Source organism: Aliikangiella coralliicola (assembly GCF_007004725.1).
Taxonomy (GTDB): domain Bacteria; phylum Pseudomonadota; class Gammaproteobacteria; order Enterobacterales; family Kangiellaceae; genus Aliikangiella; species Aliikangiella coralliicola.
In genome coordinates this window covers 660,469-685,816 of record NZ_ML660160.1, presented here as the reverse complement: position 1 = coordinate 685,816, position 25,348 = coordinate 660,469, and the positions used below count along the sequence as shown (strand labels likewise).

21 protein-coding genes are annotated in these 25,348 nt (G+C 41.5%); 10 read left to right on the top strand and 11 right to left on the bottom strand.

Annotation, left to right across the window (positions count from 1 at the left end; genetic code table 11):
- The first annotated feature begins 189 nt into the window (after nucleotides 1–189).
- Nucleotides 190–1,380, top strand: coding sequence for a hypothetical protein (locus tag FLL46_RS02475; protein WP_142891829.1), 1,191 nt, complete (start codon nucleotides 190–192; stop codon nucleotides 1,378–1,380).
- 469 nt (nucleotides 1,381–1,849) lie between these two features.
- On the opposite strand, the gene FLL46_RS02470 is transcribed toward FLL46_RS02475, so the two are convergent.
- Nucleotides 1,850–2,284 (bottom strand): PaaI family thioesterase, encoded by a 435-nt coding sequence (locus FLL46_RS02470; RefSeq protein WP_142891828.1) that lies wholly within the window; start codon nucleotides 2,282–2,284, stop codon nucleotides 1,850–1,852.
- Nucleotides 2,285–2,366: 82 nt separating this feature from the next.
- Nucleotides 2,367–3,359: an HpcH/HpaI aldolase/citrate lyase family protein gene (locus FLL46_RS02465; RefSeq protein WP_142891827.1), complete on the bottom strand. Its 993-nt coding sequence runs from the start codon at nucleotides 3,357–3,359 to the stop codon at nucleotides 2,367–2,369.
- Nucleotides 3,360–3,800: 441 nt separating this feature from the next.
- Between FLL46_RS02465 and FLL46_RS02460 the strand changes: the two genes are divergently transcribed.
- From FLL46_RS02460 to FLL46_RS02450, 4 genes are all read left to right on the top strand, one after another.
- On the top strand, nucleotides 3,801–4,922 hold the full coding sequence (locus FLL46_RS02460; protein ID WP_142891826.1) for an HpcH/HpaI aldolase/citrate lyase family protein: 1,122 nt from the start codon (nucleotides 3,801–3,803) through the stop codon (nucleotides 4,920–4,922).
- 1 nt (nucleotide 4,923) lies between these two features.
- Nucleotides 4,924–6,594, top strand: coding sequence for an acetate--CoA ligase (locus tag FLL46_RS02455; protein WP_168204011.1), 1,671 nt, complete (start codon nucleotides 4,924–4,926; stop codon nucleotides 6,592–6,594).
- On the top strand, nucleotides 6,591–7,487 hold the full coding sequence (locus tag FLL46_RS26900) for an HpcH/HpaI aldolase/citrate lyase family protein (protein ID WP_168204010.1): 897 nt from the start codon (nucleotides 6,591–6,593) through the stop codon (nucleotides 7,485–7,487). Before FLL46_RS02455 ends, FLL46_RS26900 begins: the two co-directional genes overlap by 4 nt.
- Before the next feature lie 128 nt (nucleotides 7,488–7,615).
- Nucleotides 7,616–8,683 carry a MaoC family dehydratase gene (locus FLL46_RS02450; RefSeq protein ID WP_142891825.1) on the top strand — a complete coding sequence of 356 codons (1,068 nt, stop codon included), beginning with the start codon at nucleotides 7,616–7,618 and terminating at the stop codon, nucleotides 8,681–8,683.
- Nucleotides 8,684–8,705: 22 nt separating this feature from the next.
- On the opposite strand, the gene FLL46_RS02445 is transcribed toward FLL46_RS02450, so the two are convergent.
- On the bottom strand, nucleotides 8,706–9,614 hold the full coding sequence (locus tag FLL46_RS02445) for a 1-aminocyclopropane-1-carboxylate deaminase/D-cysteine desulfhydrase (protein WP_142891824.1): 909 nt from the start codon (nucleotides 9,612–9,614) through the stop codon (nucleotides 8,706–8,708).
- Between the two features lie 90 nt (nucleotides 9,615–9,704).
- Nucleotides 9,705–9,923: a hypothetical protein gene (locus FLL46_RS02440; protein WP_142891823.1), complete on the bottom strand. Its 219-nt coding sequence runs from the start codon at nucleotides 9,921–9,923 to the stop codon at nucleotides 9,705–9,707.
- Between the two features lie 393 nt (nucleotides 9,924–10,316).
- Here FLL46_RS02440 and FLL46_RS02435 point away from each other — a divergent pair, with 393 nt between their 5' ends.
- Nucleotides 10,317–11,279, top strand: a complete 963-nt coding sequence (locus tag FLL46_RS02435) for a porin (protein WP_168204009.1) — start codon at nucleotides 10,317–10,319, stop codon at nucleotides 11,277–11,279.
- A 50-nt stretch (nucleotides 11,280–11,329) separates the two neighbouring features.
- On the opposite strand, the gene FLL46_RS02430 is transcribed toward FLL46_RS02435, so the two are convergent.
- Nucleotides 11,330–13,243, bottom strand: coding sequence for an EAL domain-containing protein (locus FLL46_RS02430; protein WP_168204008.1), 1,914 nt, complete (start codon nucleotides 13,241–13,243; stop codon nucleotides 11,330–11,332).
- Between the two features lie 544 nt (nucleotides 13,244–13,787).
- On the opposite strand from FLL46_RS02430, the gene FLL46_RS02425 reads away from it, so the two are divergent.
- Nucleotides 13,788–14,336 carry a peroxiredoxin gene (locus FLL46_RS02425; protein ID WP_168204007.1) on the top strand — a complete coding sequence of 183 codons (549 nt, stop codon included), beginning with the start codon at nucleotides 13,788–13,790 and terminating at the stop codon, nucleotides 14,334–14,336.
- A gap of 41 nt (nucleotides 14,337–14,377) precedes the next feature.
- On the opposite strand, the gene FLL46_RS02420 is transcribed toward FLL46_RS02425, so the two are convergent.
- The 3 genes from FLL46_RS02420 to FLL46_RS02410 form a co-directional block, all read right to left on the bottom strand.
- Complete coding sequence (locus tag FLL46_RS02420; protein ID WP_142891819.1) at nucleotides 14,378–16,906, bottom strand: EAL domain-containing protein; 2,529 nt, start codon at nucleotides 16,904–16,906, stop codon at nucleotides 14,378–14,380.
- A gap of 110 nt (nucleotides 16,907–17,016) precedes the next feature.
- Entirely contained in the window at nucleotides 17,017–17,646 is a 630-nt protein-coding gene (locus FLL46_RS02415) for a chemotaxis protein CheC (protein ID WP_142891818.1), read from the bottom strand.
- Complete coding sequence (locus FLL46_RS02410; protein WP_142891817.1) at nucleotides 17,647–18,003, bottom strand: response regulator transcription factor; 357 nt, start codon at nucleotides 18,001–18,003, stop codon at nucleotides 17,647–17,649.
- A 457-nt stretch (nucleotides 18,004–18,460) separates the two neighbouring features.
- On the opposite strand from FLL46_RS02410, the gene FLL46_RS02405 reads away from it, so the two are divergent.
- Together FLL46_RS02405 and FLL46_RS02400 are read left to right on the top strand one after the other, a co-directional pair.
- Entirely contained in the window at nucleotides 18,461–19,084 is a 624-nt protein-coding gene (locus FLL46_RS02405) for a dioxygenase family protein (protein ID WP_142891816.1), read from the top strand.
- 448 nt (nucleotides 19,085–19,532) lie between these two features.
- Entirely contained in the window at nucleotides 19,533–21,182 is a 1,650-nt protein-coding gene (locus FLL46_RS02400; protein WP_142891815.1) for a formylglycine-generating enzyme family protein, read from the top strand.
- 6 nt (nucleotides 21,183–21,188) lie between these two features.
- Here the strand turns inward: FLL46_RS02400 and FLL46_RS02395 are convergent, their stop codons facing one another.
- The 3 genes from FLL46_RS02395 to FLL46_RS02385 all read right to left on the bottom strand — a co-directional run bounded on the left by FLL46_RS02395 (nucleotide 21,189) and on the right by FLL46_RS02385 (nucleotide 24,180).
- Nucleotides 21,189–23,012, bottom strand: coding sequence for a winged helix-turn-helix domain-containing protein (locus FLL46_RS02395; RefSeq protein WP_142891814.1), 1,824 nt, complete (start codon nucleotides 23,010–23,012; stop codon nucleotides 21,189–21,191).
- 289 nt (nucleotides 23,013–23,301) lie between these two features.
- A complete protein-coding gene (locus FLL46_RS02390) occupies nucleotides 23,302–23,664 on the bottom strand; it encodes a nuclear transport factor 2 family protein (RefSeq protein WP_142891813.1) in 363 nt (120 codons plus the stop codon).
- Between the two features lie 69 nt (nucleotides 23,665–23,733).
- Complete coding sequence (locus FLL46_RS02385) at nucleotides 23,734–24,180, bottom strand: VOC family protein (RefSeq protein ID WP_142891812.1); 447 nt, start codon at nucleotides 24,178–24,180, stop codon at nucleotides 23,734–23,736.
- Between the two features lie 139 nt (nucleotides 24,181–24,319).
- On the opposite strand from FLL46_RS02385, the gene FLL46_RS02380 reads away from it, so the two are divergent.
- Entirely contained in the window at nucleotides 24,320–25,234 is a 915-nt protein-coding gene (locus FLL46_RS02380) for a LysR family transcriptional regulator (RefSeq protein WP_142891811.1), read from the top strand.
- Nucleotides 25,235–25,348 lie beyond the last annotated feature (114 nt).

Sequence of the window (25,348 nt, the reverse complement as noted above, 5' to 3'; positions counted from 1 at the left end):
GAGGGATCGCTAGTGAATTCAAATTACCTGCTTAATATTTGTACTTACTTTCAATTTCCGATAACGATTAAGTTTAGTCGCGCCTGATTAAAAATCAGGTTATCTGGAATAGCCTTTGTTCCGGCTACCTGTTTTTTAATATTTTTTGCAAAACAAAATAAAGTTAATAAAACAAGGAGAAATCTAACAGTGTCATTTTTTAAATATTTAACCCAAGCTTCGCTTTTACTTTGTTGTTCAATAGCGAATGCCGAGATTACACCAATCACCAGCGAAAACCGAGTTAATCCAGATACCGCTGGGCACCAGAACTTTCCGATTGTCGCCAGCGACAACCAGGGAAATTATGTGATTGCTTATAATGAGTCGGTCAACAAAACCTATAGCACCTATGTTAACTTTTACCGTCAAGATGGATCTCTAATCAGGTCTAATCGATATAATGGAGGCTCTACAAAAATTACCCAACAACAAGTAGCAATGAATGAGTTCGGCGTTTCAGCAGCGGTATTCACTGCCAACTCTAACTCCTACCTGCAAATTTATGATGCTCAAGGTCTGCCAAAATTTTCGGGATTTGTTCGATTAAACAGTAACCAGAACCTGAGTTACTCTTCTCAAGGTATCGCGATTAATAGTAACGGTGAAATAGCTATTACCTGGCTTGGTTGTGGCTCGTCACCTTATCGTTGCGATGTGTACACTCGTCAATTGCATGCAGATGGATACTGGTTAAGTAACGAGATAAAAATTAGCAGCGGTTCTTCAAGTACTTCGTCAACTTACGGCTCAAGTATTGGTATTGATCCTTGGGGCGATTTTGTTGTGGCCTGGATTGAAAGCAAGAGTCGTCGGGCTTACAGTAAACACTTCTATAAAGGAGGCAATGTTAAGCGCAATACAGCCAGTGTATTTACCACAATACTTAGAAACCAGGGATATCCAAAAGTGGCGGTGAATCAGTCGAATGGCGAACATATGATCTATTGGTCGAGCATGCCGAAAAATTATGGTGCCGGAAATTACTGGAATGTTTACGCCCGAAAGTACGATTCTAACGGTAGAAAAGATGGTGCGGTATTTCAAATTAATCAGCAGTCGAGTATGTGGGAACCTACCGCTCGTGCAATCTTCGACGACTATGGTTTTTTAGTGGCATGGAATCGAGATGAAGGCGACGATCGCGAAGTCTATGCGGCAAGTTTTTCGGCCGATGGAACAAACCAGTCAGCTAAAACTCGCTTGAATGCTTACACTACTGGACAACAAAAAAGCGTGTCAATTTCTCGCTTAACTGGTGGAGAATTTATCGCAGCCTGGACGAGCTATCAACAAGATGGTGATGGATTAGGCATTTATTCTCGGAAATTCACTGAATAGAAATTCACTGAATAATAATCAACAGTTTTCGAAGCATTAAAAATTAACCTCCCCGTACTGCTCTCTTCTTTACAAAAGAAGGGCTGGGGAGGATTTATTTCTCTCCAGAGATCAAGCTCGCAAAACCAAACTACTTAATTTAACCTGAGGTTCGGATAAGGGAATTCAACATACTTCCCAAAAGACTATTATTTCAATCATTTAAAATAATTTTTGATGAATTGATTAACTCAATGTTGGCCAGTGCCACTATTTTTGTGGCTATCAAGGCAAGGCTGTGAAGCAATAGCAAGCTATTGAAAACAGACTTAACATAGAGAGCCGCAAAAATAGGGGCGCACGGGAATTTCCTTATCCGAATCTCAGGTTAATTAACACGCTCACGCCTTAGGAAAAAATTTTCAATCAAACCAAACAAACCAATGCCTTACACAGATTTAGCTTTTGTTTTTCGTTGGAAATTAAAACTTTATTGATAACCTTTCACATCCATCAATCGGTTCTTACTTCTGACAAAAATTCCGTTTCCTCTGCCAATTTCTTGTCCTTTACCATTGTAAACAACTGATTCAGCAATAAACTGAGTTCGATTTTTATTAACCACTCTACCAACCGCACGCATCTTCCCACTAGAAACAGGTTTGGTTAGATAAGTCGTAAACGATGTGGTTAAAACAAACACTTCAGTTTCTAGTGAATTGGCAGCAAAAAAAGCGGCGTCATCCAGCATTTTGAAATAAACCGAACCATGTACAGCCATTCCTGCATGAAAATACTTCTCTTCAATATCGATAGAAATTTCTGCCTGTCCCTCACTAACCTGCATTACTGGCGTGTAGAAATCATTGAGTGGTGCCGCCTGGTACATACTTTCCAGCCGGCGATAGTGCAGCTCATTAGTCATCGTAATCAGTGTTCACTAACAAAATCTGGGCTTAACCACCCAGATTTAATAATCAAAATTAAAAGATCTAGTATAATTTCTGTTAATCAAAAAAAGCTGTTCTAGCTTCTACAGAAATTTCATTGCCACTTAAATTAGCTCGTTGAAGTAGCTGCCAGTAATATCGATAAGTCGCCCGGTCATGCAACTCACCTTTATACTGGATAGGTCCCCAGTCAGCCGCTTGTGCTGCTAATAAAATCCCTTGTGCATCTTCTACTTCTGAATAATCAGGTTTCATTGCGTCAACGATGGCTCGTATTTGAGTTGGGTAAATGCTCCACATGCGAAGAAAACCAAATTCATTTCGCGCGCGCGACGCATCACTTTGAGTTTGTTCTGAATTTTTTAGATCAAGAGTTACATTGTGTGCAGGAACAACACCGTTGGCCAAGGCTGCCGCCACCATTTCAGTTTTGGCTCTTGCCAACAAAGGATGCTCGAATTGACCAGGGCTGCGCATGCAAGCCGCAGGGATTGCACCGTTATGACCACTCACAAAATCCATCATGCCGAAATCTAGTACTTGAATCCAATCAACTTCCGCTATTTTCCATACGTCTCTCAACGCGCCATGAGTTTCAATTAAAACGTGAATAGGTATTTCGCGAGTAATACCATTTTCTTCTGAAACTTTCTTGATATAAGCAACCATCTCTTCGATTTGCGCAGCGTTGGTTGATTTTGGCAAAGTCACATAAGCCACTTTATCGCCTATTTTAGGAATAAGAATATCAACATCAGCGCGCCAATGAGGGTGGGTATAGTCGTGAATTCTTACCCCCATCATGTGATGAATATTGTTATCACTACCAATAACTCTAGCGACCATTTCCGCGTGCTCTGCTTCTTTTCCAGCAGCGGCGCCATCTTCGCAATCACAGGTAATATCAAATACAGGCCCCATTTTTTGCTGTAACTCAAGGGCTTTAAGAATGAGCTTTTCACTACCCGCAAAGTGTTCACAACTGGGAACGACTGGAAAAGGTTTTTCCTCGTCAAAGAGTGCCTCATTTGGATGAACGCTAACCGACATGTCTTACTCCTTTAGTTATTTACAATTTGTGTTTTATTGGGTGACTAGCACTATTTCAAATAGCACGACACCGTTTGTATTTAGTATGAATTTAATAGTAGCGCTAAACTGACACGCAAAACCCTTTAATAATTATGAATAACGCGTTCAGATAGCATACTACCTTCCAAGCCGCAAATGCTCGCCTATACTTTAGTCGTAACTTCAGTCTTAACAACCGGTTGGCCTTAGCCATGAGTAACAAGTTTATGTATATTAACCTTGGCTTGTTGGCCCTTTCCAGATTTATTTAAACAATTGTTTGAAATCTAGATTTAAATCGGTATGATTGAAGCACAGCTTAAGTCATCCGACCAGTTGTCGTAAAGTAAAAAATTCGAATAAGCGACAATTTTGGGGTCAATGACAAACACGACTAAAAAACTTTAAGGACTGACGATAATGATTTATCACAACGAATTCTTAGAGCAGGTCAATGAACAGGATGTTCTCGGTGGTTATTGGCCAGGTATTCAACTTTATTATCCTCCGGTTAAGTATTCTCCAGCGCAAGGAGAATATGAGACCATGGAACAAGCAGTCGACAGACTAAGGCGGCACGCTCATAACTGCCCTGCCCATACCCTACTCTTTGACCTTGAAGATGGATGCCGGCAAAAGGAAATGAGCAGAGAATTGTTGCGAAAAGAGCTTCCACAGTTTCCTGAACGTCAATTTCAAATTGCCGTGAGAATTAACCCTTTCAGAACCGACGAATATGAAAAAGACCTGGAAATGATCCAGGAGGTCGCCCAATATATCGATGTCATCATATTAGCTAAAGCAGGCGAAATGTACGGTCCGGCAGAGATTCGGGATTTATCAGCCTGGCTAGTTGGCGTCAATCCAAACATAGAAATTCAGCCTATTATCGAGCATCCTCGCTCATTGAAAATTGCACCTGACTTAATGCAGTTTTCAACGGTGAAACACGTCGTATTCGGTATTCATGATTTTTCTAAAGCCATGGCTATCCATCTGACCCCCGAAGGCTGGATTGATGAATTAAAAACCTACTTACGTAACCTCTTACTAGAAGCCCGAATATCTGGCACAGGTGTCATTGGTGGGGTTGAAGTGCTAATAAATGACACCCCGATGCCTGAGAAAAACATCGAGCCTCATGACGTAAGACGCTGGCTGGACTTACACGGTGACCATGAAAGCCATGTGGTCCATCGACACGCGACCGTTGAAGCTCAGATGGGATTAACCGGAAAACAAGTCATTCATCCCTATCATATCCATCTGTGCAAGGTCGCTTTTACGCCTTCTCCACTTATCATTCAGCGCAACGTCAGTATTCTGAAAGCTGCGATTGACGCCGATGCACTGCTTGGCGGCGCAATTAAGTTTGAAGGTGAAATGCTGGATCCCCCCATGTTCGGAAAGGCACTACAAACATTGCTCAGAGCCTATGCGCTAAAATCACTAGAGCCTAAAGATAAGGAGTTCGCCATGGATGTACTCAAAAAACTCCCTATTCACGTTATTCGAGAAAACTGGCCTTACGGAAGAATCTAAGATGAAATTCCAATTTGAAGATTTTTTAACCCGCGAAAATGATCAATGGCATTGGCAGTTGCCGGAAAAGTTTAATATTGCCCACGCTTGCGTCACCCAACACGTAGAGAGTGGCAATGGAGAAAATATTGCACTAATTGTTGAAGATCATCTGCTCGGCACCAAGCAATTAAGTTACCATGCGCTGGAAGAACAGAGCGCCCGGTTAGCCAGTGTGTTTTCTAGCCAGAAAATTGACGAAGGTGATCGCGTTCTAATTCGACTACCTAACTCAACAGATTATCCGGTCAGCTTCTTTGGCTGCTTGCGATATGGCGCTATCGCGGTTCCAACTTCAACCTTACTCGCTGCCAGTGAGGTTGCCTATCTGGCGAAAGACTCTGGTGCCAAAGTGCTGATTACGGCGAAAAGCATGTGGCAGGAACTACACTCATTAATTCATGAGCAAACGCAATTAAAAGCCGTTTATCTAGCCGGGCCGGGAGAGATGCCCGAACAACCGGAAAATAGCGACATTCGGTTGCTAGATTTTGACTCGCTGCTAAACGAAGCAGAACCTTCTACAGAGATAAACCCAAGTTCACCAAATGATCCGGCCTACCTGGTATACACATCTGGTACCACCGGGTATCCCAAAGGCGTTTTACATGGCCACAGGGCCTTAATTGGTCGTCTACCTGCCAGTCGCTATTGGTTTGACTTTAAACCCGGCGACCGCATTATGCACTCTGGAAAGTTTAACTGGACTTATGTTTTAGGCTCAGCTTTGATGGACCCTCTGTTTCATGGACATACAGTTATCGTGCATGAAGGCCCAAATGATGCCAGCACCTGGCCTAAATTAATTAAAAAACACGACTGCACCGTTTTTATCGGTGTACCGACCATTTATCGTCAAATCATTCAAAAAACAGAATTTAGTGCGAGCGATGTCCCTTCTCTTCGCCATTGTATGAGCGCTGGAGAGCATTTGTCCGATGAAATGCTAATCGCCTGGCGTAATCGATTTGCTATGGATGTGTATGAAGCAATCGGAATGTCTGAATTTTCCTATTACATTTCTCAGCATAAAGAAGCTGCGATTAAGCCAGGCGCCGCAGGCTTTCCGCAGCCCGGTCATAATGTACAGCTACTCGACGGTGAGGGAAATCCTGCCGCAGTAAACGATGAAGGTATGATCGCGATACCAGAAAATGACCCCGGCCTATTTCTGAGCTATTGGCAATTGCCGGAAGAAACCGAAAAAGCCCGTCACAGTGGCTACTTTTTTACCGGTGACTATGCCCGAGTCGATGAACAAGGCTACATCTGGTTTCTTGGAAGAAAAGACGACATTATTAATACCTTCGGTTACCGCGTTTCTCCACACGAAATTGAACGAGTCATTAAAACTCACCCCGCGGTCGCAGACTGCGTTGCTTTGGGTGAAGACATCGGCAAAGATAAAACGCTAGTCAGTATTTGTATTATCCTGGCAGCTAATCAAAAGGCGACGGAACAAGAACTGCTCGACTTTGGCGTCGCCAACCTGGCCAAATACAAAGCGCCGAAAATCGTCCACTTTTACTCTGATTTTCCCCGTACCAAAAATGGCAAGGTGTTAAGAAAGCAGCTTGTCGCAGAACTTGAACAAAAAAGACTTAGTCAAAAACTACATGGAGAAGCCTCATGAGTTTTCAATACCGACCTCGTCGTAGCGTATTATATACACCGGCTCACGAACCTCGGCATATCGAAAAAGCTCGTCACCTGCCAGTCGATACAATTGTTTTTGATTTACAAGAGTCAGTGCCGCCGCAACATAAACCGGACGGTCGCGCACTCTTGCTGAAAGCACTCGAAAACAATGATTTTGGCTACTCAGAAAAAGTCATTCGTATTAACTCCCTCGACTCTGAGTGGGGTATGGACGATCTCAGGGCCGCGGTTAGTCTGGATATTGATGCAATTCTTTTTCCCAATGTAGAAAGTGGCGGCCAACTAAAAGCATCTATTGCGACGCTAGACGAAGCTGGCGGCTCTCATCTCGCGGTAATGGCTAATATTGAAAGCCCAAAAGGCGTTTTGAGGAGCGAAGAAATTGCTGCAACGAGCGACCGGCTGACAGCAATGGTGCTTGGTACTACCGATCTGGCAAACGCATTACGAATCAACTTAACCGCTGATCGATTAGGTTTACTAACCAGCCTTTCGATGACCATTCTCGCCGCGCGTGCGCATAATAAGTGCATCATTGATGGACCTCACTTTGATTTGAAAAATATTGAAGCCTGTGAATTTTCCTGCCGTCAGGCACGAGATTTGGGTTTTGACGGAAAAGCCGTCATTCACCCAGTTCAGCTTGCCTACACTAACGATGCTTTCACGCCAAAAGGTGAAGACGTGAAGCGGGCGAAAAAAATTATCGATGCTATTGCAGAAGCCCATGAAATTGGTCGCAGTATTGCCGTCATTAATGACAGACTAATCGAGCCTTCGCTAGAGCTTTGGGCGAGGCGAGTTATTGCACTTTACAACCAGGTTCATGAGTTAGGTCAGACCGAGTTAATCGGTCCTGAAAAATAAACGGCAACTGAATTGGCTTACATCAGTGTTTTAGTTCGACAAAACGGTAGTCCGTTTAAGCCGACAGTCCGATTAAGCCGGAAGTCCGATAAAAATAAAACCTATTGGAAAAAGAGACGTATCAGATAATGCGACAACTTGAGACACCACAAGGTAACTATTTCGAAGATTTTTCTCTCGGCCAGGTATTTCATCATGGGGTGCCAAGAACCATTACTGAAGCAGACGCGACGCTTTATACAGCACTCACCGGCAGTCGCTATGTTTTACATTGCGCCGACACGATTGCAAAAGAATGTGGCTTTCAGTCAATGCCTCTGGACAATTTCCTGGTATTTCACATTGCATTTGGTAAAACAGTTAATGATATTTCTCTAAATGCAGTAGCCAATCTGGGTTATGCTGAAGTCGACTTTAAACAGGCGTGTTTCGCGGGAGACACCCTCGCCGTCACAAGTGAGGTCATCGGCCTCAAAGAAAACTCCAACGGCAAAAACGGCGTTGTCTTTGTCCGTTCTACTGCAGTCAATCAAAAGGATTTAACCGTGGTAAGTTGGATCCGCTGGGTCATGGTTGAGAAAAAAATACCTCATCCACCCAGCATGACGCCCGTTATTCCTGATTACCTCGGAAATCTTAATGCCGAAAATCTGGCGATTCCACCGAATGCTCACTTTAGTGATTGGCGTGATCATTACAGCGATAATCAATACCGATTTGACGATATCGAAATCGGTGACAATATTTTTCACCGCGATGGACTCACTATTAATCAATCAGATCATTCGCTTGCCACCCGACTTTACCAAAACAACGCCCGCGTTCATTTTGACCAGCATGCAATGAACACCAGTCGTCATGGAAAGCGGCTGGTTTATGGTGGACATATTATTTCATTGTGTCGTGCACTCAGCTACAACGGTCTTGGAAACGCTGTTTGGTTATGTGCCATTAACGGCGGCACCCATGCCAACCCGAGTTTTGCCGGTGACACGATTTATTGTCAAAGTGAAATTATTGATAAGCGAGTCATACCATCGCGTGATGACGTCGCGATGGTTCGGGTTAGAATGTTAGGGGTCAAGAATGACTCACCTGACAATATGGAATTTCTCTACCGACAAGATGCTGGGCGAACAACTTATCATACTAACCTGGTTTTAGATCTGGACTACTGGGTTATGATGTTGCGGTAAACCAGGCCAGACGAAACACGCCCTAAACTTGCCGGTTTCCCTGCAAGCCTCCGGTGTGAATTAACAACACTCGGCTACCTGACGGAAAGTACCCTTTCTCAATCAGATCCAAGGTAGCAAAAAAGGATTTACCATTATAAACATGATCCAGGGGAATAGCGTGGCTGTCCTCAAACTGTTGGATAAAACTCATTAGTTCATCAGTTTTTTTGGCGTAACCCCCAAATTCGTAACCTCTGACAATCTCAATTTGTGTCCGTGCCTGGATAAGCTGCTCAACATTCGCAGCGATCTCGTTACCGTTATTTAACACAGCAACACCCAGCACTTTGGTCTTAGAATCAAAAGTCTGAAAACCTAGCTGAATGACACCTCGACAGTATCCAGCAAGACTGGTCCCCGTTGCTGCGGCAGTGACCAGGTAATCATAAGTTCGAGGCACTTCCATTAATGATTCGACGGAACCTTTTAATGCAAGCTGATCATAACCACCTTCACTGATCCAGAATACATCGTCGCTTAATTCTGGAGGATTATGACGCAGCTTCCTGAAACCTTCCCTTGTCACATAGGTAATATTAGCGCCCCATTTTGCGGCATCGTGCAACATAGGCGTCTTTTGTTGTTCAGGGTGACCTCGAACATACAGCTCAAGTTCCCAGTTAAGAAGCTTGCAGATATAGCTGAGTGAGTGGAGAAAATTTGAATATTGCCCTCCCATAGTCGCGACACGGCAATAGCCACGCGACTCAATTTCAAGCAGCACATGTTTAAGTTTACGCCATTTATTACCCGATATAATCGGGTGAAGAAGATCATCTCTTTTTATATCAAGCTGAATATTACAAGCACGAAGTTGTTGATTTGAAATGTTTTGAATAGGCGCATTATTAATTAATGCAAACAGATGAGATACTTTTTTAACACGCATAAAAAATCGACCATAAACATCAGGTCGATATTATGATAAATCTAGATTCAGATAGCCAGCTGGATAACTGGGCACCCACTCGACGAATCGCTATTGATTAACAACTCGCTTCGAAGTAAGTAACCACGATGTATCCTTTCTTCGTCGGTCAACTCTTAGTCTTCTATCAAGACCAAAATTACGAAGAAGGGTTTCTATCCTTTCATTTTGCTTTCGACGGCGCCTTTCAGCTCTGCGCTCAGGGCCAACGTAGATTCGCTCGCCGTCGATAACCGTAAAATTCACATCACTTGATGAATTTTTATCCATTACTGGATCCTCGTTTTCAAGTTTACGTCCAAGTCTCGGTACTTCGGTAATGCAGGCCAATCCTTATAAAGCTTGAGCACATCCAACCGGTCTCACCCCAGACAGTCTCCCTATTTTAGTAAGAATTGGTCAAAATTCAAACTCTGAGCGGATAATTGGATCGTATTCACCGATTAAACGGCTAATTTTCACCTGATTTTCTCTCTATGAGATTAATTATTTAGTTAACGTATTCAATTCATTGTCACAATTGTCATGTAAAAACCGGTAAATTTCTCACTTTTCGGCTATATTGCCCCCTAACTAGGTATTTTTGTCATATTTCTGTCAAATTCAGGCAATAGAATGCCCTGCGTTAACATTTGTAATATTTATTCTATCGGAGAAATAAAAATGAAAATCAAGACTTTTGCCCTATCTAGTCTAGCTTTAGCTTGTTTCGCGGCAACTAGCCCTGCAGTTGCAGATGATGAATGGGTCGACGTATACGGCAAAATTATCCTGACATTGGATAAAATTGATGAAGACAATGGCGATGACCAATGGGAAGTAAACAGCAACGCATCTCGTTTTGGTATCAAAGGTAAAGGCTCTGCCGGCGAAGGATTAGAAGCTTTCTATCAACTCGAGTGGGAAGTCGACATCGCAGATAGTTCTAAAAGCTCTTCTGATCACATTAAAGCGCGTAACCAGATTGTTGGTGTTCGCGGTGGATTCGGTGAAGTTTTTGCGGGTCGTCATGATACTCCGACTAAAAAGCTACAAAAGAAAATCGATTTATTCAGTGACTTATCAGGTGATATTAAATATACATTTAATGGAGAAAAACGCGCTGATAATATCGCACAGTACTCTACGCCTAAAATGGGCGGTTTCAAGGCGAAGCTTGCTGTTATCCCTGGTGAAGACACGCCTACAAACGACGGTTTAGCTGACGGTACCTCTATCGCCCTTGAGTACAAAACAGGCAAATTAAACTTAGGTGCATCATTCGATGCAGACGTTGATGGCGACGGCATCGATACAACGCGTTTAATGGCTCAATACAAACTTGATAGCTGGCAGTTCGGTTTCATGTATCAAGATACAGACAACAATGGTGTTGACGGTGACGGCATCATGGCTAGTGCGAAATACTCTAGCGGTGACAACGCTTTTAAAATTCAGGTTATAGAGTCTGATTCTTGGGAAGCCGGCGTTAGCACAAAAGTTAAGTACACTTCTCAAACTTCTTTGGGTTGGGACCGTAAATTAGGTAAGAAAACGACTTTCTTCACTTATGTTACGCTAAGCGAAGAAGGGTTAACCGGAGATGAAGACAGCATTTTCGGGCTTGGTCTGGTACAAAAATTCTAATTTGAAATCAAATTAGAGTTTTGCAAAAAAGGCACATTACGTGCCTTTTTTTATACTACTTTCAAGTATTTCTCTATTCGCTTAAGCCGCTTAGGTTCGCAATAAAAATAACCTTGCGCACCACATATTTCCAACTCACTTAAATAATTAGCATCATCTTCTTTTTCAACCCCTTCAACAAATATATCAATCTTCTTTGATTTCAAGCTAATCACCAGCGCTTTAAGCAGTAATTGTTGATCTCTATCTTGGTGAATATTGTTGATTATTCTTCTATCGACCTTAACCATCGCAATCGGCAGCAGTTCAAGATAGCCCAGGTTTTCTTCGGGAGAACCAAATTTTTCTACACACCACTTGACGCCAAGTTCAGCCAGTTGTCTCATAACTAATCGAAGAGTCGAAAGATTCTGATTAATATGGGCTTCTTTAATCTCAAAAATAAATTGCTGACATAGCTCGGGGTAACTGGAAAGTTTCCCAACCAACCAACCGACAAATCGTTCATCCATCAAACTGGAAATAAATAAGTTAATGGAAAAAACCTTTTGTTGCTTGTTTTGTTCACGATACAAACAATGTTTTATTACGCCGTCAACCACCTGACGATCAAACTCTGCAGCTAATCCACATTGGTTAGCCATCGGCAAAAATGTATCTGCAGTCAGTAACTCTTTACCATCTTCAATTCGAACAAAAATTTCCTGATGGAAAAATTCGCGCTCCGAATAATAATGGATTGGCTGGCCAAACAGTTGGATATTTCTCTTATCTAAAACGCGCTGCAAAAAACTCCGCCATCTTAAGTGTCCTCTGACTTTATCAGCCGCTAATGCCTCGCCGAACATAAACCAATTATTGCCGCCCTGTAATTGAGAGTTTCTCAATGCCATATCCGCTTCTGAGAGCACTTTGTAGTAATCAAATCCCTGCTTATAGGCAGAAATTCCAATGTCGATAAAGTGTTCTTTAATTTGCGTTCTATCGAATACCGCTTTATCTAACTGCTCTATAATTGTTTTGCAAAGTTTATCAGTATTCGTTCTGGTTTGATTAGGAAGCAACAACACAAAGTCATTATCCTTGAGCCGAGCGACCAATGCATTTGGAATGTCATGGATAAAGTTTCTTAAAAAATTTGCGATATTTTTTAATTTCCGTTCTGTGAGCACCAATTCATCGTCATAGTCGAACTCAACAAAACTCAATATCATCAATAAGCCACTCTCTGCTTCATCATGATTGTGAAGCCTTACTTCAAATTCTGCTTTAAAAAACAGTTGGTTACCCAGCTCCGTCACTTCATCAACATACGATATTTTTCGAATCTGCTCTATCAACTCAAGCCGTTCCTTCATTAATTTACTATTATTCAGGATTAACTGATTGATCGACTGGCTAATAGGATTTGACTGTCGTCTTAGCTCCGTCTCACGTACCTGCTCACTATTGGTCAGCAAATATTGTGAGTATTTCTCAATATCATAAAGCCATTTAAATCGGTAAAAACCTAAGACGCTGATAATTCCGATTAATACCAGGGCTGCGATTAATTCGGTGAAGCTGAGCATGGCAGCGTTTTCTCTAACCTGATTAATATTTAACTTCAAAGTCAACAGTTTCTCGCCAGCCGACTTAAAGTAAAGGTTATGTTCAAAAGTGTTGCCGTTTTGTCGACTCTGTTTTTCGCTTAACACCTGGTTATTGCCATCAATGAGTTGCCAGGAAATCACTTCAGCAATGTTGTCTATTTGCTGAAGAAAATCCGAAAGTCCCTGTCTTGAACTGATATCAGTGTTATTCAATAAGAGGCTGACCCGTGACAGTGTAATTGATTGGTGTGTAGATTCATTATTGAGATGAAGAGTGTGTTCAGCACCACCCAGCTGCTTTAATACCCAAGCAAAAACCAGCACTAACGCTGTTATCAGGAAAGTAAACTGCTTGACATTTTTTTTAATCATAATGAACGTCCAGCTAGTACTCTGCATTTTGCCAATTTCCGGTTAATTGTGCCGGACTTATTGACATTCTCAACAAACAAAAATGACGGCTATTCCGTTGACGAAAATACAGCTTCGGGAGATATTTATTATCTTCGATACAGCAGGTTGATGTTCTTATTTCAACTAGCCATTTTAACTCAAACCTACTCTAATATTAGTACAGATGGCAAGGAATTGGCTCCAATATTCCCCCACTTAAAACAAAGATTATTAACAATTAACAAGCCGCCAAACCTACCAGTCCGTCGCCTGGCTAATCAAAATAGATGGTTTGCGAGAGGAAATGCAAAGGCCTTTTATTAACATTCGTTTTATCAGTATTTTTTTTTAGCTTTTTTAAGGATATAACCCGAACAATTTAAAATCGACTGCGCTGGCCGCCGATACCCCACGCTTTTATTGCCTTAATTCTCGTATTTTTTCCTAATAGCATCAGGAATATTGCAACCGATTAATCTAAGTGTTTAAATGCAATTCAATGCCCATTAACTGGAATAGTCAAATGTCTAAAAAATCAACAACACGATTCTTGACATCGACCTTATTGTTAACATCTTTCTTTTTGAGTTTTAGCGCGAGTGCTAATTCGAATGTTTGGGAAGGAACACCTTTTCTATCTTTTAGCCTGGCCGATCAAACAGGCAAGATACGCACTAATCAAGAGTTCTCAGGTAAATGGTTGGTGGTCTATTTTTATCCCAAAGATAAAACCCCCGGTTGTACAATAGAAGCGCAAAACTTCACCGATGATTATGCCAAATATCAAGCGCTAGGTGTTGAAATCGTTGGCGTAAGCTATGACGACATAGCCGCCCACAAAGACTTCGCAGAAACTTATGAACTTCCTTTTACATTGCTCGCCGATACCGAAGCACAGTTGAGCAAAGCAATGAAGGTCGACAGACTATTGCCATGGCCTCATGCTAGTCGACAAACATTTTTGGTTAACCCTCAGGGGATAATTGTTCAGCATTTTAAGAAAGTAAAACCCAAAGAACACTCGGCAGAACTATTAAAATCAATTCGCCGCCATCAGGAAAATAAGAGTTAAAAAGCGAACCAATATTGCATCACTCTTAATCATCAAAAGGGTTATTCAACTTCAAATAACGGCGTCGGCTTTTCGATGCCGTAACCTTGTGCAAAATCAACACCGATGCTCGTTAACTTATTAATGATATCATCGTTTTCGACAAACTCCGCAATGCATTTTAATCCCATCATTCGACCAAGATAGTTAATTGAACTCACCATCGCGAAATCGGTTTCATTGCCGACAATTTCTTTGACAAACTGACCATCGATTTTAATATAATCAATCGGTAAATTTTTAAGGTAACCAAATGAAGACATTCCACTGCCAAAATCATCTAACGCAAAGCAAAAGCCAAGCTCTTTAAAGTGCTCAATAAATTTTTTCGCTCTGCCCAAATTTGAAATTGCGGCAGTTTCAGTAATCTCAAAATGCATTTGACTGGGCAATACTCCTTCAGTCTGAATTAAGTCATCCAGAAACTTAAGAAACATCTCGTCGATAATTGATGCACCAGATAAATTGATCGCGAACGAAAAAGATTGCTCTCGATTTTTGTTCATATCAATGTATTTTGCCACCTTAGAAATCACATAACGATCCACCGCCTGCATTAATCCGAACTGTTCTGCTGCAGGAATAAACTCATTGGGTGGAATGATAGCGCCTTCATCACCAAGCATACGAATGAGTATTTCATAATGATGCAATTTTCGCTGCTTGTTAGAGATCTCTACGATGGGTTGTTTATAGAGAACAAAGCGCTCATTTGAAATAGCCTCACTGATTTTGCTAGCTCGATTAATATTTGCCTGGTACTCTGTTTCCTCTTCGCTTTCACCAAAAACATGAACGCGGCTTCTACCAGATTTTTTCGCGGAATAGCAGGCTGCATCAGCTCGCTCAATAACTTTCGAAGGTGACTTATCATCACGATGAATGAGTGTTAAACCAATACTCACGCCGACCGTAAAGACCCTGTCTTGCCAGGGGAATGGACAATGTTCAATGGCAATACATAAATTTCGCGCCAGTTCGCGCGCTTTTTCGAAAGGACAATCAGTAAGCAAAATCGCAAACTCATCGCCTCCAAGCCTCGCGACCAGGTCATCGTCACGAAAATGTTCAGTAAATACTTCTGCCACGCGTTTTAGCAACTCGTCACCCACAGCATGACCCGCGGTATCATTCACCAGCTTAAAACGATCGAGATCTAAAAATAGCAATACTGCATTACGAGAGTTTTTGATGACAGACTCTAATTCTTCATTAAATGCTTTTCGATTTGATAACCCGGTTAGTGTGTCATGGGATGCTTCCCACGATAACTTAGTCGATAACCTTCGGGATTCTTTGACATCTCGAAATACCAGAACCGCACCGGTCACTTTGTTTCGCTCATCAAAAATAGGCGAAGCCGTCGCCATGATTGGCAACAAACTTTTGTTCCGCCCTGCGCGTAATACCGAATTACCAGGAGCAGAAATAGTAATTGCCTGTTTAATACATCTTATAACCAGGTCATCTTGCACTTCCAAAGTATCGTCGTAAAGTAACTCAAACACACCGGCAATCGGTAGTCCTTTCAACTGGGCTCGCCTTCTCTTTAGAAGACTCGCAGCAATGGGATTTGCTGACTCAATAATTCCTTCACGATTAGTTGTTACGACACCATCGGCAATCGACTCTAATGCAGTTTGCGCCAATCGTTCACTGCGAAAAAACGCTTCCCGCATCGCCTGTTGCTCACTAATATCTCTCAAGGTAACGACAAATATTTGTTCGTTGTCGGCGAGTTTGTTACTGGTTATTTCAAGAAGCAAATCGTGATCGCTCGCCGTTTTAGCGGCAAAGAGTTGCTGGGCAAAATAATCGTCAATTTTCTTAATGTTATACTCGGGTACAAAACTTGAGATAGATTTGCCTTTTAGAAGCTCGCTTTCTGCCTGAAAAATTTTGCTAGCAGAATAGTTATTGTCCAAAATCATCCCTTCGAGTGAAAGCGTTAAAATCGCGTCAGTCGAGCTATTAAGAATATTCTGTAAATGTTTTTTCTGGTTGATATTTTGATCATAAAGAACCTTCATATCATGGGTTCTTTGTTTTAATATCTTTTCTTTTTCCACCGAAGCCGTAACATTCTTAATCTCAATTAACGCAAAACGCTCACCGTCACATTCAAATGGCTTGATATTGATCTGTTGACGCATTCGCCGACCTAATTCGCGCGAACTGAAATCAGCAAATAGTGGTAATGGATGTTTATTAAACATCTGAGAAAGGACAGCAGACATACCTTTTTCCAATGCGTTGCTCAGAGCATTGGAAAGCCTTGGGCTATCGAGTTCAGGAAAAATGTCCTCTAATGTTTTTCCCAACGCAGATTGATCACTAATACCAGAGTAATTAGCCAGCCAGTCGTTCCAAAGGAAAACCCTGTAGGCAGAATCGATAACAATAATACCTAAATCTTGCAGCTTAAAAGCTTTTAAAGCAATTTCGTAAGACTGTAGCATGTCAGGTTTTTTAATAGATGCTTCGACAATTGAAGCGTCTAATACGAGATTATTTTCATGAGTAGTCTGCATAACACTTGTGTATCAATGCCTCGTGGGCCTTAAACCTTTTCTGGCCGATAATTTTTAACAATAGTCCTAACCAAAATCTCAAACAAAACTTTACTCATCTAGTTAAATAATTAACTAAATATATTAGCTAAATAGGAATCAACTTTCGCCTTAAATGTTTCCATCGATGCCACATCCATAGCAAAAACAACGAAACCTTTTGTCTTGCTTGAAGCCAGAGAAAAATCAACCTGAAGCAACATTACCTGTACTGTTTCATCATTAATTTCGTTGATATTTTGTTCTAGTATTTTTTCGGCATTCGCTCTGATATATGTCGGCAAATCACCATCAAGCTGGGTTGATAACAATTCAGCTAACAGACCAAAACAAGCATTCAGAATGATATTGCCAATTTCCGCAAGCGCTTCTTCCTCCAGATCACTTATCTGATCATCAGAAACGGTATCACGTAACATCAAATTGACTAAAGTGGCGCCACTTTTTCGCGGAAAGATAAGTAAGGCGTTCCCGCTAAAATCACCGCTAAATCGTTGGGCAACAACTGACGGTTCACAATCATCTATCTCTCTTAGATGTTCTACTAAGTTTTTGTACTGAATAAATTTTACACTGGGAACTGCAACATGAACTTCTTCAGACACTATCTGCGCCAATGCATCTGCAGCTCTGCCAATTCCCAGATTAATCAGCTCAATAATCGAGTCTCTCTGCAGTTCGTTAAACTCAACTCCATTCATTCACTCATATCCTACAAAATCGAGCACCCCTTCCTCTGTAACAGGCTTAGCAACAAAAGCTAATCCTATGTCGGTGGCTTTTTGTTTAGTGGCCGATTGAATGTTGGCAGTCAGTAATGCAATTTTCGCGTCTTTCTGAGTGGCGATTATCTCAGGAGCGGCATCCAATCCATTTTTTCCAGGCATATTTAAGTCTAACGTAATAAAGTCGAACTGCTTTACTTGGCAAGCCTCTAACGCTTTATCTGCCGAGGCGGCCTGGCTGCACTCCCAGTCTGGATGCCTGGACATTACGATTTCTTTGATCATCATTCGTGAAACCAGGCTATCGTCAACGATGAGTATTTTTTTTGACATGCAAAAACCTTCCCTAATACAACAAAATTTAGAAACATTACTAAGTATAGGCCGCTATTTTTAAAATATTACGAATTATTCAATATTCACATATTAGAAATTTTCAATAAAATTTAGTAACTGATTGGTGACAAGAAAAAAATATATAAAAACAATGTATTAGCCGGTTCTCACATTTAATTATCTCAAATAGTTAAGCAGCCAACGCTAAATCGTTAGTATTCTGAGTTCCCATAACAACACAACATTATCAACTACAAATGAATAAGTAAGCTTTTACCAAGTTAGTAAAAGGTCCAAATACACAAACTTGTGTAAGGCTGAATTATCATCGAATAATTGAGTTAGGATATTTCTATTTTTATTGATTTTAAGTTTTTCATAGGATTTTGTTACGCTTGTCTGGCATTGTTTCTTTTTGAGTAACAATACAAAAGTGAATTCCGGAGAACGACAAATGAAACGCAGAACCCTGATAAAGAATTCGGTACTTGGTACGGTGGCGACGATTATTGCCACCAACTCTCACGCCCAGATGAGCACTCCAAGGGAAGTCGAAGGTCCCTTCTACCCGATAACCCCACAGAAAGATCAGGATGCCGATCTAACTCAGGTTAAAGGTAAAACAGGACGTGCTCGCGGCCAGATAATCGAAGTCACAGGTCAGGTATTCGACCAGAACATGAATCCTGTTGAAGATGTGACAATTGATTTATGGCAGGCCAACAGTTATGGAAAATATCATCATCCTCACGATAATAGTGAAGCACCAATCGATGAAAACTTTCAAGCCTGGGCGATTATCCAGAGCGGAGTCAAAGGTCGGTTCAAATTTAAAACAGTCATTCCCGGTGCTTATCCCCTCAATAGTAGCCAGCAAAGAACGCCTCACATTCATTTCAAGATCAGCAAACTCGGCTATGACTCTCTGTTAACCCAAATGTATTTTCCTGATCACCCACTGAATAAAAAAGATGGTCTTTTCAAACGAAAATCCAAAGAAGAGCAAGTAATGATGACAGCTAAAAAGCTGGGCGATAACAATCAGTATCGGTACGATATTATTATCGAGAAAGTTTAACGTTCAATAACGATAGACTTTCTGCAACAAGAAGGATGCTTTCCACCTCTCCCTTATCTGCAAACTGGGATCGCTCTTTCCAAGGGTATTTAGCCCCTTCTTCCTCTGGGCGATAAAGCATTCCGGGAGAGGGAAAACTGTTTAGAATTTGTATTCAATATCGAGTATGTTTTCCCTCCCTCTAGCTCCCTCCCATAGGGAGGGAGAACACAATCCTTATTTTGTTCCTACCTTATCTTCATCTGACCCACATTCTTATTTATCCAACCTAAACAATATCATTTTCAAAAAAACATAATAAAAACAATAATCTACACCACCAAGCAAGCACTTATTTTTTCTATAATTTTTCTATTTGAATCGAAATAAGCAAGAAAAATAGAATTATTGTAAGACGCAACAAGCACAATTTTTTTATCGTGGCGTTTTTTCAACACAAGGAAATTCTATGAGAGATTTTACTTCAAAATTATTAGTCTCAGTATTCGCCAGCACGATAGTAACGACTTTTTCAATAAACGCTGCACAGCCAGAATTTATCGAGCCACCAACTGTCAGTATTCCCGCAGGAGAGTTTTACATGGGAAGCGATAGAGGAGAAAAGAATGAACAGCCTGTTCGCAAAGTCTCGATTTCTGCTTTTCAAATGGGCAAGTATGAAGTCACTGTGGCGGAATTTAAAAAGTTTATTGAAGCTACCGGTTATAAAATGCCCGACAATTGTTATCAATATGTGCTCGGTGGACCCAGAACAGAACTAGCCAGTTGGGACAGCACTGTCTATAAATTTAGTGATTACCATCCTGTCGTATGTTTACCCCAACAAGCAGCTGTCGATTACGCAAAATGGCTATCCAAAGAAACCGGCAAAAACTATCGGCTACCTACCGAAGCTGAATGGGAATATACACTTCGCGCCGGAACAAACTCCAGGCATTTTTTCGGCGAAGAACAAGACTCATCAAAGGCGTGTCAGTTCGCCAATATTTCCGATTGGTACGCTGCGGATATGTCTGCAAAAATATTCCCTGGCGCCCACGTGCGTGACATTGAGCAATGTAGTGATAATGAAGCCACACTGGCGATAGTCGGTCTATATGAACCCAACCCCTTTGGTGTTTATGACATGGTAGGCAACATCATGGAATATTTGGCCGATTGCTATGTCGATAACTATGAAAATGCACCAGTAGACGGCAGTGCAGTCAGTAAAGAAAATTGTGACACTTATGTGGTTCGTGGCGGAAGTTGGCACTGGTTCCCCTGGCACTCGAGTGAACGTGGTCGTATATCGAATGACTTTTTAGGGGCGCTGGAGGGATTCAGGCTAGTCCTGGATACCGATGGTAAATCATTACCTCCACAAAAAGGCAGCGCCGCATTTTCGAAAAACTTAGCGATAGCTCAACAAAAAGCGAAAAAGAAACATAAAGAAAATCCAGCTTATCCGAACAAACCTCAAGGACTCAAAGTGATTGAGTCGAGTCCTGCAAAAGTCGTTTTGAGTTGGCAGAAAAATCACCAACCATTCTTATCTGGCTATAAAGTATATCGACAAGATCTTTTAACTAATCAAAAAGTCTCAATCTCTAAGCTGATTAAAGAATCCTATTTTGTCGATACTTCACCGCTCGCTCATAATGCAAGATATTCTGTTGTCGCACTTAATGGAAAAACAGAAAGTGTTTACAGTGACCCGGTTGATAGTGGGCAGACAACTATTCATACCTTGCCAACAAAAATTCAAGGTGAAGCCTTTAGTTATTCTGTCGGTAATGAAGTTAAGTTCTCTGTACTGGAGCCTGAAAACGACAAGATCATCAACTCAATGGATGACAAACCTTCGACCTATTTAATTAAAGTCGCTCGCGGCGGCAAGTTTAAAATTGATGCTCGCGTATTTTATCCAGGTCGTGGTGAAAATTTTGAAATTTGGCTGGGCGATATGAAAATTGCAGCGCCAAAACTAGACGGTGAAAGAGGCTGGAAAACAATTAACAATATCAATATTGACTTACCCAAAGGCACTTTTGCCCTGACCATAAAAGGTGGGGAGACAATGTTTGCCGTTAACTGGCTCGATATCAAAAAGATTTAATCGCTATCAAAGATTGAGTGTAGCCAATTTTGACTCATTAACACGCCGCCAGTTCTTGGTGGCGTTTTCTTTGATAAATTGCGAATAAATAGCATCATCTAACTGTTTATTGGGTGTACTACATATCAGCAAAGCGACATCCAGGCTCATGTCCTTCACGCCTGCCAATTGCGCTTGCTCGAATGTTCGTTGTGCATGATGTACAAATGCGTCTATATCTTGTTCGGCTTTTGCCAATAGCGTTTTAAGATAAGAATTTTCCGCATTATCACTAGTCGCTCGCTCCAGCAATGCCCGGGCATCAGTAAGCCGGTTTTGCGCGATATAATAATTCATTAGCTGGCTGCGGCTAGATTGTGCAACCCAATGGTCGGGCGTTAAAGCGGTATACTCCAGAACCCGAATTAAATGAGGTTCTTTCGCCGAAGGCGTTTTCGCGTAAATAGCATGATGAAAAGGAATTTTTGCAAACCGGTACGTCGGCAACTCATAGGCTCTCATTTTATTCTCAGCCTGAATTAAATAGCGATATTTGTCTTCTTCTTGCTTTCCTTTATGTGCCAATACAGATAAATAAGTCAACGCATGTAACTCTCTCTCGATATCATTAGCCTCAAGCGCTAACTGCGCCGACTTAAGTAAACTCGCCTTAACACCAGCATAGTCATTTTTGACATAAGCCAACCAGGACTTCTGACTCAAAGCATCGGCGTGGCGTTTTAAATCACCCGCTATCTGAAACTGCTCTATCGCTAAATCTAACTTTTGTGTACTCAATTCAATAAGATCTTTTCGGTTCGCGATTATACCTTGCGTTAAAAAAGCATTACCGAGCTGCTGAGCATTATTTTCACCTTGTGCCGTCTGTGCAAGTTTTTCAGCCATAACCATGGCTTTATCAAACTCACCAACCGAATAGTAACTTTGAGTAAGTTCGCCCAGAATAATCAAATCACCAGGTGCATTTTGATGGGCAATAGTCAATTTAGCCTGTTTAACCTCCGGCCCTTGAACGTTATTTAGCAGGTCAAAAATAATTGGTTGTTTCAAATGGGTTTGCAGTTGATTAATAACCACTTCATTTGACTTGCCTGAGAGTTGCCCTTGCCAATCACCATAAGGACCTTTTAATAAGAAATCTAATCGTACTTTTTGATTGTAGGTGCGGATTTCTCCGACTAAAACGAGCGGGGATTCTGCCGCCAACTTAGGGTATTCAAGTTCAGCCGACGCCATAAACTGCGCATAACTCAAGTGACTTATTTGATTAAACTTAAACTCAGTACTGTCTTCTAGCAAAATAGTTTGCTGCTCTGCTCTATGCTTGATAGGGATATAAGCAATTTCAATCGACGAACTTTCACTTTCTTGAGCTGATTCATTTTGATTGAGAAAGACAGCCAATAACGTCACAACCATAATTGTAAACACGGCAATCAGCGGAAACTTTCGATTTTTTGGCAGGTTGGCAGATGACTGTATAATTGGCTGTTTGGATAAACCAGATTCATCTTGCGGCGTCTGTTTATTCAAAACCGCCTGCTCAGTTTCAAGTTGCCACTGATAGCCTCGCTTAGGAAAAGTCTTGATAGCGTCATTTCCAAATAGATTTCTTAGATGGCTAATGTTCTGGAAGACAGCTTGCTCAGAGACCACTTTATCCTGCCAAATGTGAGACAAAATATCCTCTTTGCTTAACACCTTATCCGCACGTTCTAGTAATAACGCTAACACTTTCGCTTCATTGTGACGAATAGCCAAAGCGTCACCATTTTTGGTCAATACTAAACTAGCACTATCAAATTCAAAATCTTTAAATCTATAAAGCATGTTTTCGTTGCATTAATTAGGAAGCTAAACCGCGTCGCTTGTATTTTCGTTTAAGGGTACAAAAAGCCCGCAAATTCTGCATTTTAATTTGCGGGCTTTTAAGTAGGAGATTGTATAATTAACTCAAACAAATTAAAACATGCTGGAGATTTACCGAGCTAAATAACGACAAAGGTACCCACATTGTGGGAGCTGCAATCATATATCGGAATTTTTCGTTTTGTGTTTCGGCTATTTCTGCAGTCCTAACGAATAGTTGTCCATAGTCTTTTTTCTGCTTAACTATTTGTCAAAGTTCAGATAAATCAGCAAAAACCAGATAGTCTGTAATCATGTTACCCTCAAAAACTAAGAACGTAGAAAAATAGGCAGAGTATTGGCTACCGTCGAGTCTGACATAATTCACCTCGCCGTGGCAGATGATTGTGTCCCCTATATTCCACGCGCCTGTGATGGTGTGATGCATCGATGTGATACTGACAAAGAAACCAGCGTTGGCTGCGAGAACGGCGTCTTTGCCAACAATACCTTCACCATTACCGAGCCTGAATCTAACATTTTCACCAAGTGTTTTATCTAGAAAATTAATGTTTTTTTGATCAATATTTTTATAGAGATCGGCAATAAACTGATTTGCGTTTTGAATAGTCATGTTTTTATCCTCTGCTGTTAGTCATGCTGTAGCGTTGCCAGCACTATTAAAATGATGGTTTGATTGAAATTAAAAACGGAGCAATTCGCCAGACTCACCTCCATACATATTCCGTTCTGATGGGATATTGCTGAAGTATTGAATAAACTCAAACTGAATACCGGCAGGGTCAAGGAAGTAAACGGTTTTACGATATGGATGCGCCCTACCGATAATATCGATGGGGTATCCTGCTTTAACGAGCCGAGCAACCAGTTGGTCAAGATCGTCTACTTCGAAGCCCAAGTGAGCCAAGCCACATTCATCACTTTGCAGATCACGGATAGTACCGTCACCATTATCGTTTAAAGTGATGTAATAATTGTCATCTCCAACGTGAAGCCAATTCCGCGTTCCATCTTTCCAGGGCATTTTCCCTCGCCCTCTTATTTGCCATCCGGGGAAAGCGGTTAAAATAAAATTCAACGTAGGTTCCAGGGCATTAACCACCAAATTGCTGTGTTCAAGTCGAACCATTTCTCTTTGCCTCTTCAATTAACCATGAACTCAGTTTATTATGTTTCCATAAAGTTGATAATAAGCAATTTGATAAACATATAGTTTCCAAATAATCAACAGTGACTAGCTAAGAGACTTCACACATAAGGCATAAACCATGAAAAGCCTCAATGATCTCCCTATCTTCGTCGCCGTCGCTGAAAGCGGTGGTTTTTCTTCAGCGGCCAGAGTTCTGGACTTAAGCAAATCAGCCGTAAGTAAGAGAATTACCCAATTGGAACAACATCTAGGTGCCCGGTTATTTCATCGAACAACGCGGCATTTGTCTCTCACAGAGGCAGGAGTGAGTTTCTATGATTCCGCGGCTGCCGCAGTACGTTGCGCTCAAGATGCTGAAGATGCGGTCAGCGCGCTCCTGGGTGAGCCGCGAGGACATCTAAAGATCGCAGTACCCTTGTCATTCGGGCAGTTGCATGTATCGCGAATGATTCCCGAGTTTTTAAACCGTTATCCACTGATTACAATCGATTTGGTTATGGAAGACGGGCCAATCAATCTGTTAGATTCTCATGTGGACGTGGCTTTGCTTACGGGAAAATTACCTGACTCAAGCCTCATCGCCAGGAGACTTCTACCTCTAAGAAGCATTACCGTTGTGTCTCCAACCTACACGGCGAAGACCTCGCTGAGTTGTCCAAAGGATCTACTAGAAGAAAATTGTATTACACGTAGCACTTCTTCCAATAAAAATGTCTGGTCGTTCATTTCAAAGCAGCACAGCTATGAATTGAACGTGACAGGTAACTATTCAGTCAACAATAGCGAAGCACTTAAGGAGGCAGCGCTAAATGGTGTCGGGATTGCGAGATTGCCAACATTTGTCGTTGGCGAATACATTGCCAATAAGAAGTTGGTACACTTGTTTCCGGACTTTGCGATGCCTGAGTTAGATTTACACCTTGTCTATCCCGAACGAAATTATCTGCCTCAAAAAGTAAAGGTGTTTAACGACTTTGCCAGAGAGTTTTTCGGCGGCGACACGCCCTATTGGGAGAAAGGTTTATTGTCGTAGTGAATGCAAAACTCACTACGTGCCAAACAGAAACCCTGAAATGAGCCTTTTTAATTTAAATAGTTAATATTCAAATCTAAAAACCAACACCGCTACCGCTACATTGCCAATTTA

Bases quoted from the DNA above. Each gene is read 5' to 3' on its own strand.
- FLL46_RS02470 (WP_142891828.1), bottom strand. From the start codon at position 2,284: ATGACTAATGAGCTGCACTATCGCCGGCTGGAAAGTATGTACCAGGCG.
- FLL46_RS02465 (WP_142891827.1), bottom strand. From the start codon at position 3,359: ATGTCGGTTAGCGTTCATCCAAATGAGGCACTCTTTGACGAGGAAAAA.
- FLL46_RS02460 (WP_142891826.1), top strand. From the start codon at position 3,801: ATGATTTATCACAACGAATTCTTAGAGCAGGTCAATGAACAGGATGTT.
- FLL46_RS02455 (WP_168204011.1), top strand. From the start codon at position 4,924: ATGAAATTCCAATTTGAAGATTTTTTAACCCGCGAAAATGATCAATGG.
- FLL46_RS26900 (WP_168204010.1), top strand. From the start codon at position 6,591: ATGAGTTTTCAATACCGACCTCGTCGTAGCGTATTATATACACCGGCT.
- FLL46_RS02450 (WP_142891825.1), top strand. From the start codon at position 7,616: ATGCGACAACTTGAGACACCACAAGGTAACTATTTCGAAGATTTTTCT.
- FLL46_RS02445 (WP_142891824.1), bottom strand. From the start codon at position 9,614: ATGCGTGTTAAAAAAGTATCTCATCTGTTTGCATTAATTAATAATGCG.
- FLL46_RS02440 (WP_142891823.1), bottom strand. From the start codon at position 9,923: ATGGATAAAAATTCATCAAGTGATGTGAATTTTACGGTTATCGACGGC.
- FLL46_RS02435 (WP_168204009.1), top strand. From the start codon at position 10,317: ATGAAAATCAAGACTTTTGCCCTATCTAGTCTAGCTTTAGCTTGTTTC.
- FLL46_RS02430 (WP_168204008.1), bottom strand. From the start codon at position 13,243: ATGATTAAAAAAAATGTCAAGCAGTTTACTTTCCTGATAACAGCGTTA.
- FLL46_RS02425 (WP_168204007.1), top strand. From the start codon at position 13,788: ATGTCTAAAAAATCAACAACACGATTCTTGACATCGACCTTATTGTTA.
- FLL46_RS02420 (WP_142891819.1), bottom strand. From the start codon at position 16,906: ATGCAGACTACTCATGAAAATAATCTCGTATTAGACGCTTCAATTGTC.
- FLL46_RS02415 (WP_142891818.1), bottom strand. From the start codon at position 17,646: ATGAATGGAGTTGAGTTTAACGAACTGCAGAGAGACTCGATTATTGAG.
- FLL46_RS02410 (WP_142891817.1), bottom strand. From the start codon at position 18,003: ATGTCAAAAAAAATACTCATCGTTGACGATAGCCTGGTTTCACGAATG.
- FLL46_RS02405 (WP_142891816.1), top strand. From the start codon at position 18,461: ATGAAACGCAGAACCCTGATAAAGAATTCGGTACTTGGTACGGTGGCG.
- FLL46_RS02400 (WP_142891815.1), top strand. From the start codon at position 19,533: ATGAGAGATTTTACTTCAAAATTATTAGTCTCAGTATTCGCCAGCACG.
- FLL46_RS02395 (WP_142891814.1), bottom strand. From the start codon at position 23,012: ATGCTTTATAGATTTAAAGATTTTGAATTTGATAGTGCTAGTTTAGTA.
- FLL46_RS02390 (WP_142891813.1), bottom strand. From the start codon at position 23,664: ATGACTATTCAAAACGCAAATCAGTTTATTGCCGATCTCTATAAAAAT.
- FLL46_RS02385 (WP_142891812.1), bottom strand. From the start codon at position 24,180: ATGGTTCGACTTGAACACAGCAATTTGGTGGTTAATGCCCTGGAACCT.
- FLL46_RS02380 (WP_142891811.1), top strand. From the start codon at position 24,320: ATGAAAAGCCTCAATGATCTCCCTATCTTCGTCGCCGTCGCTGAAAGC.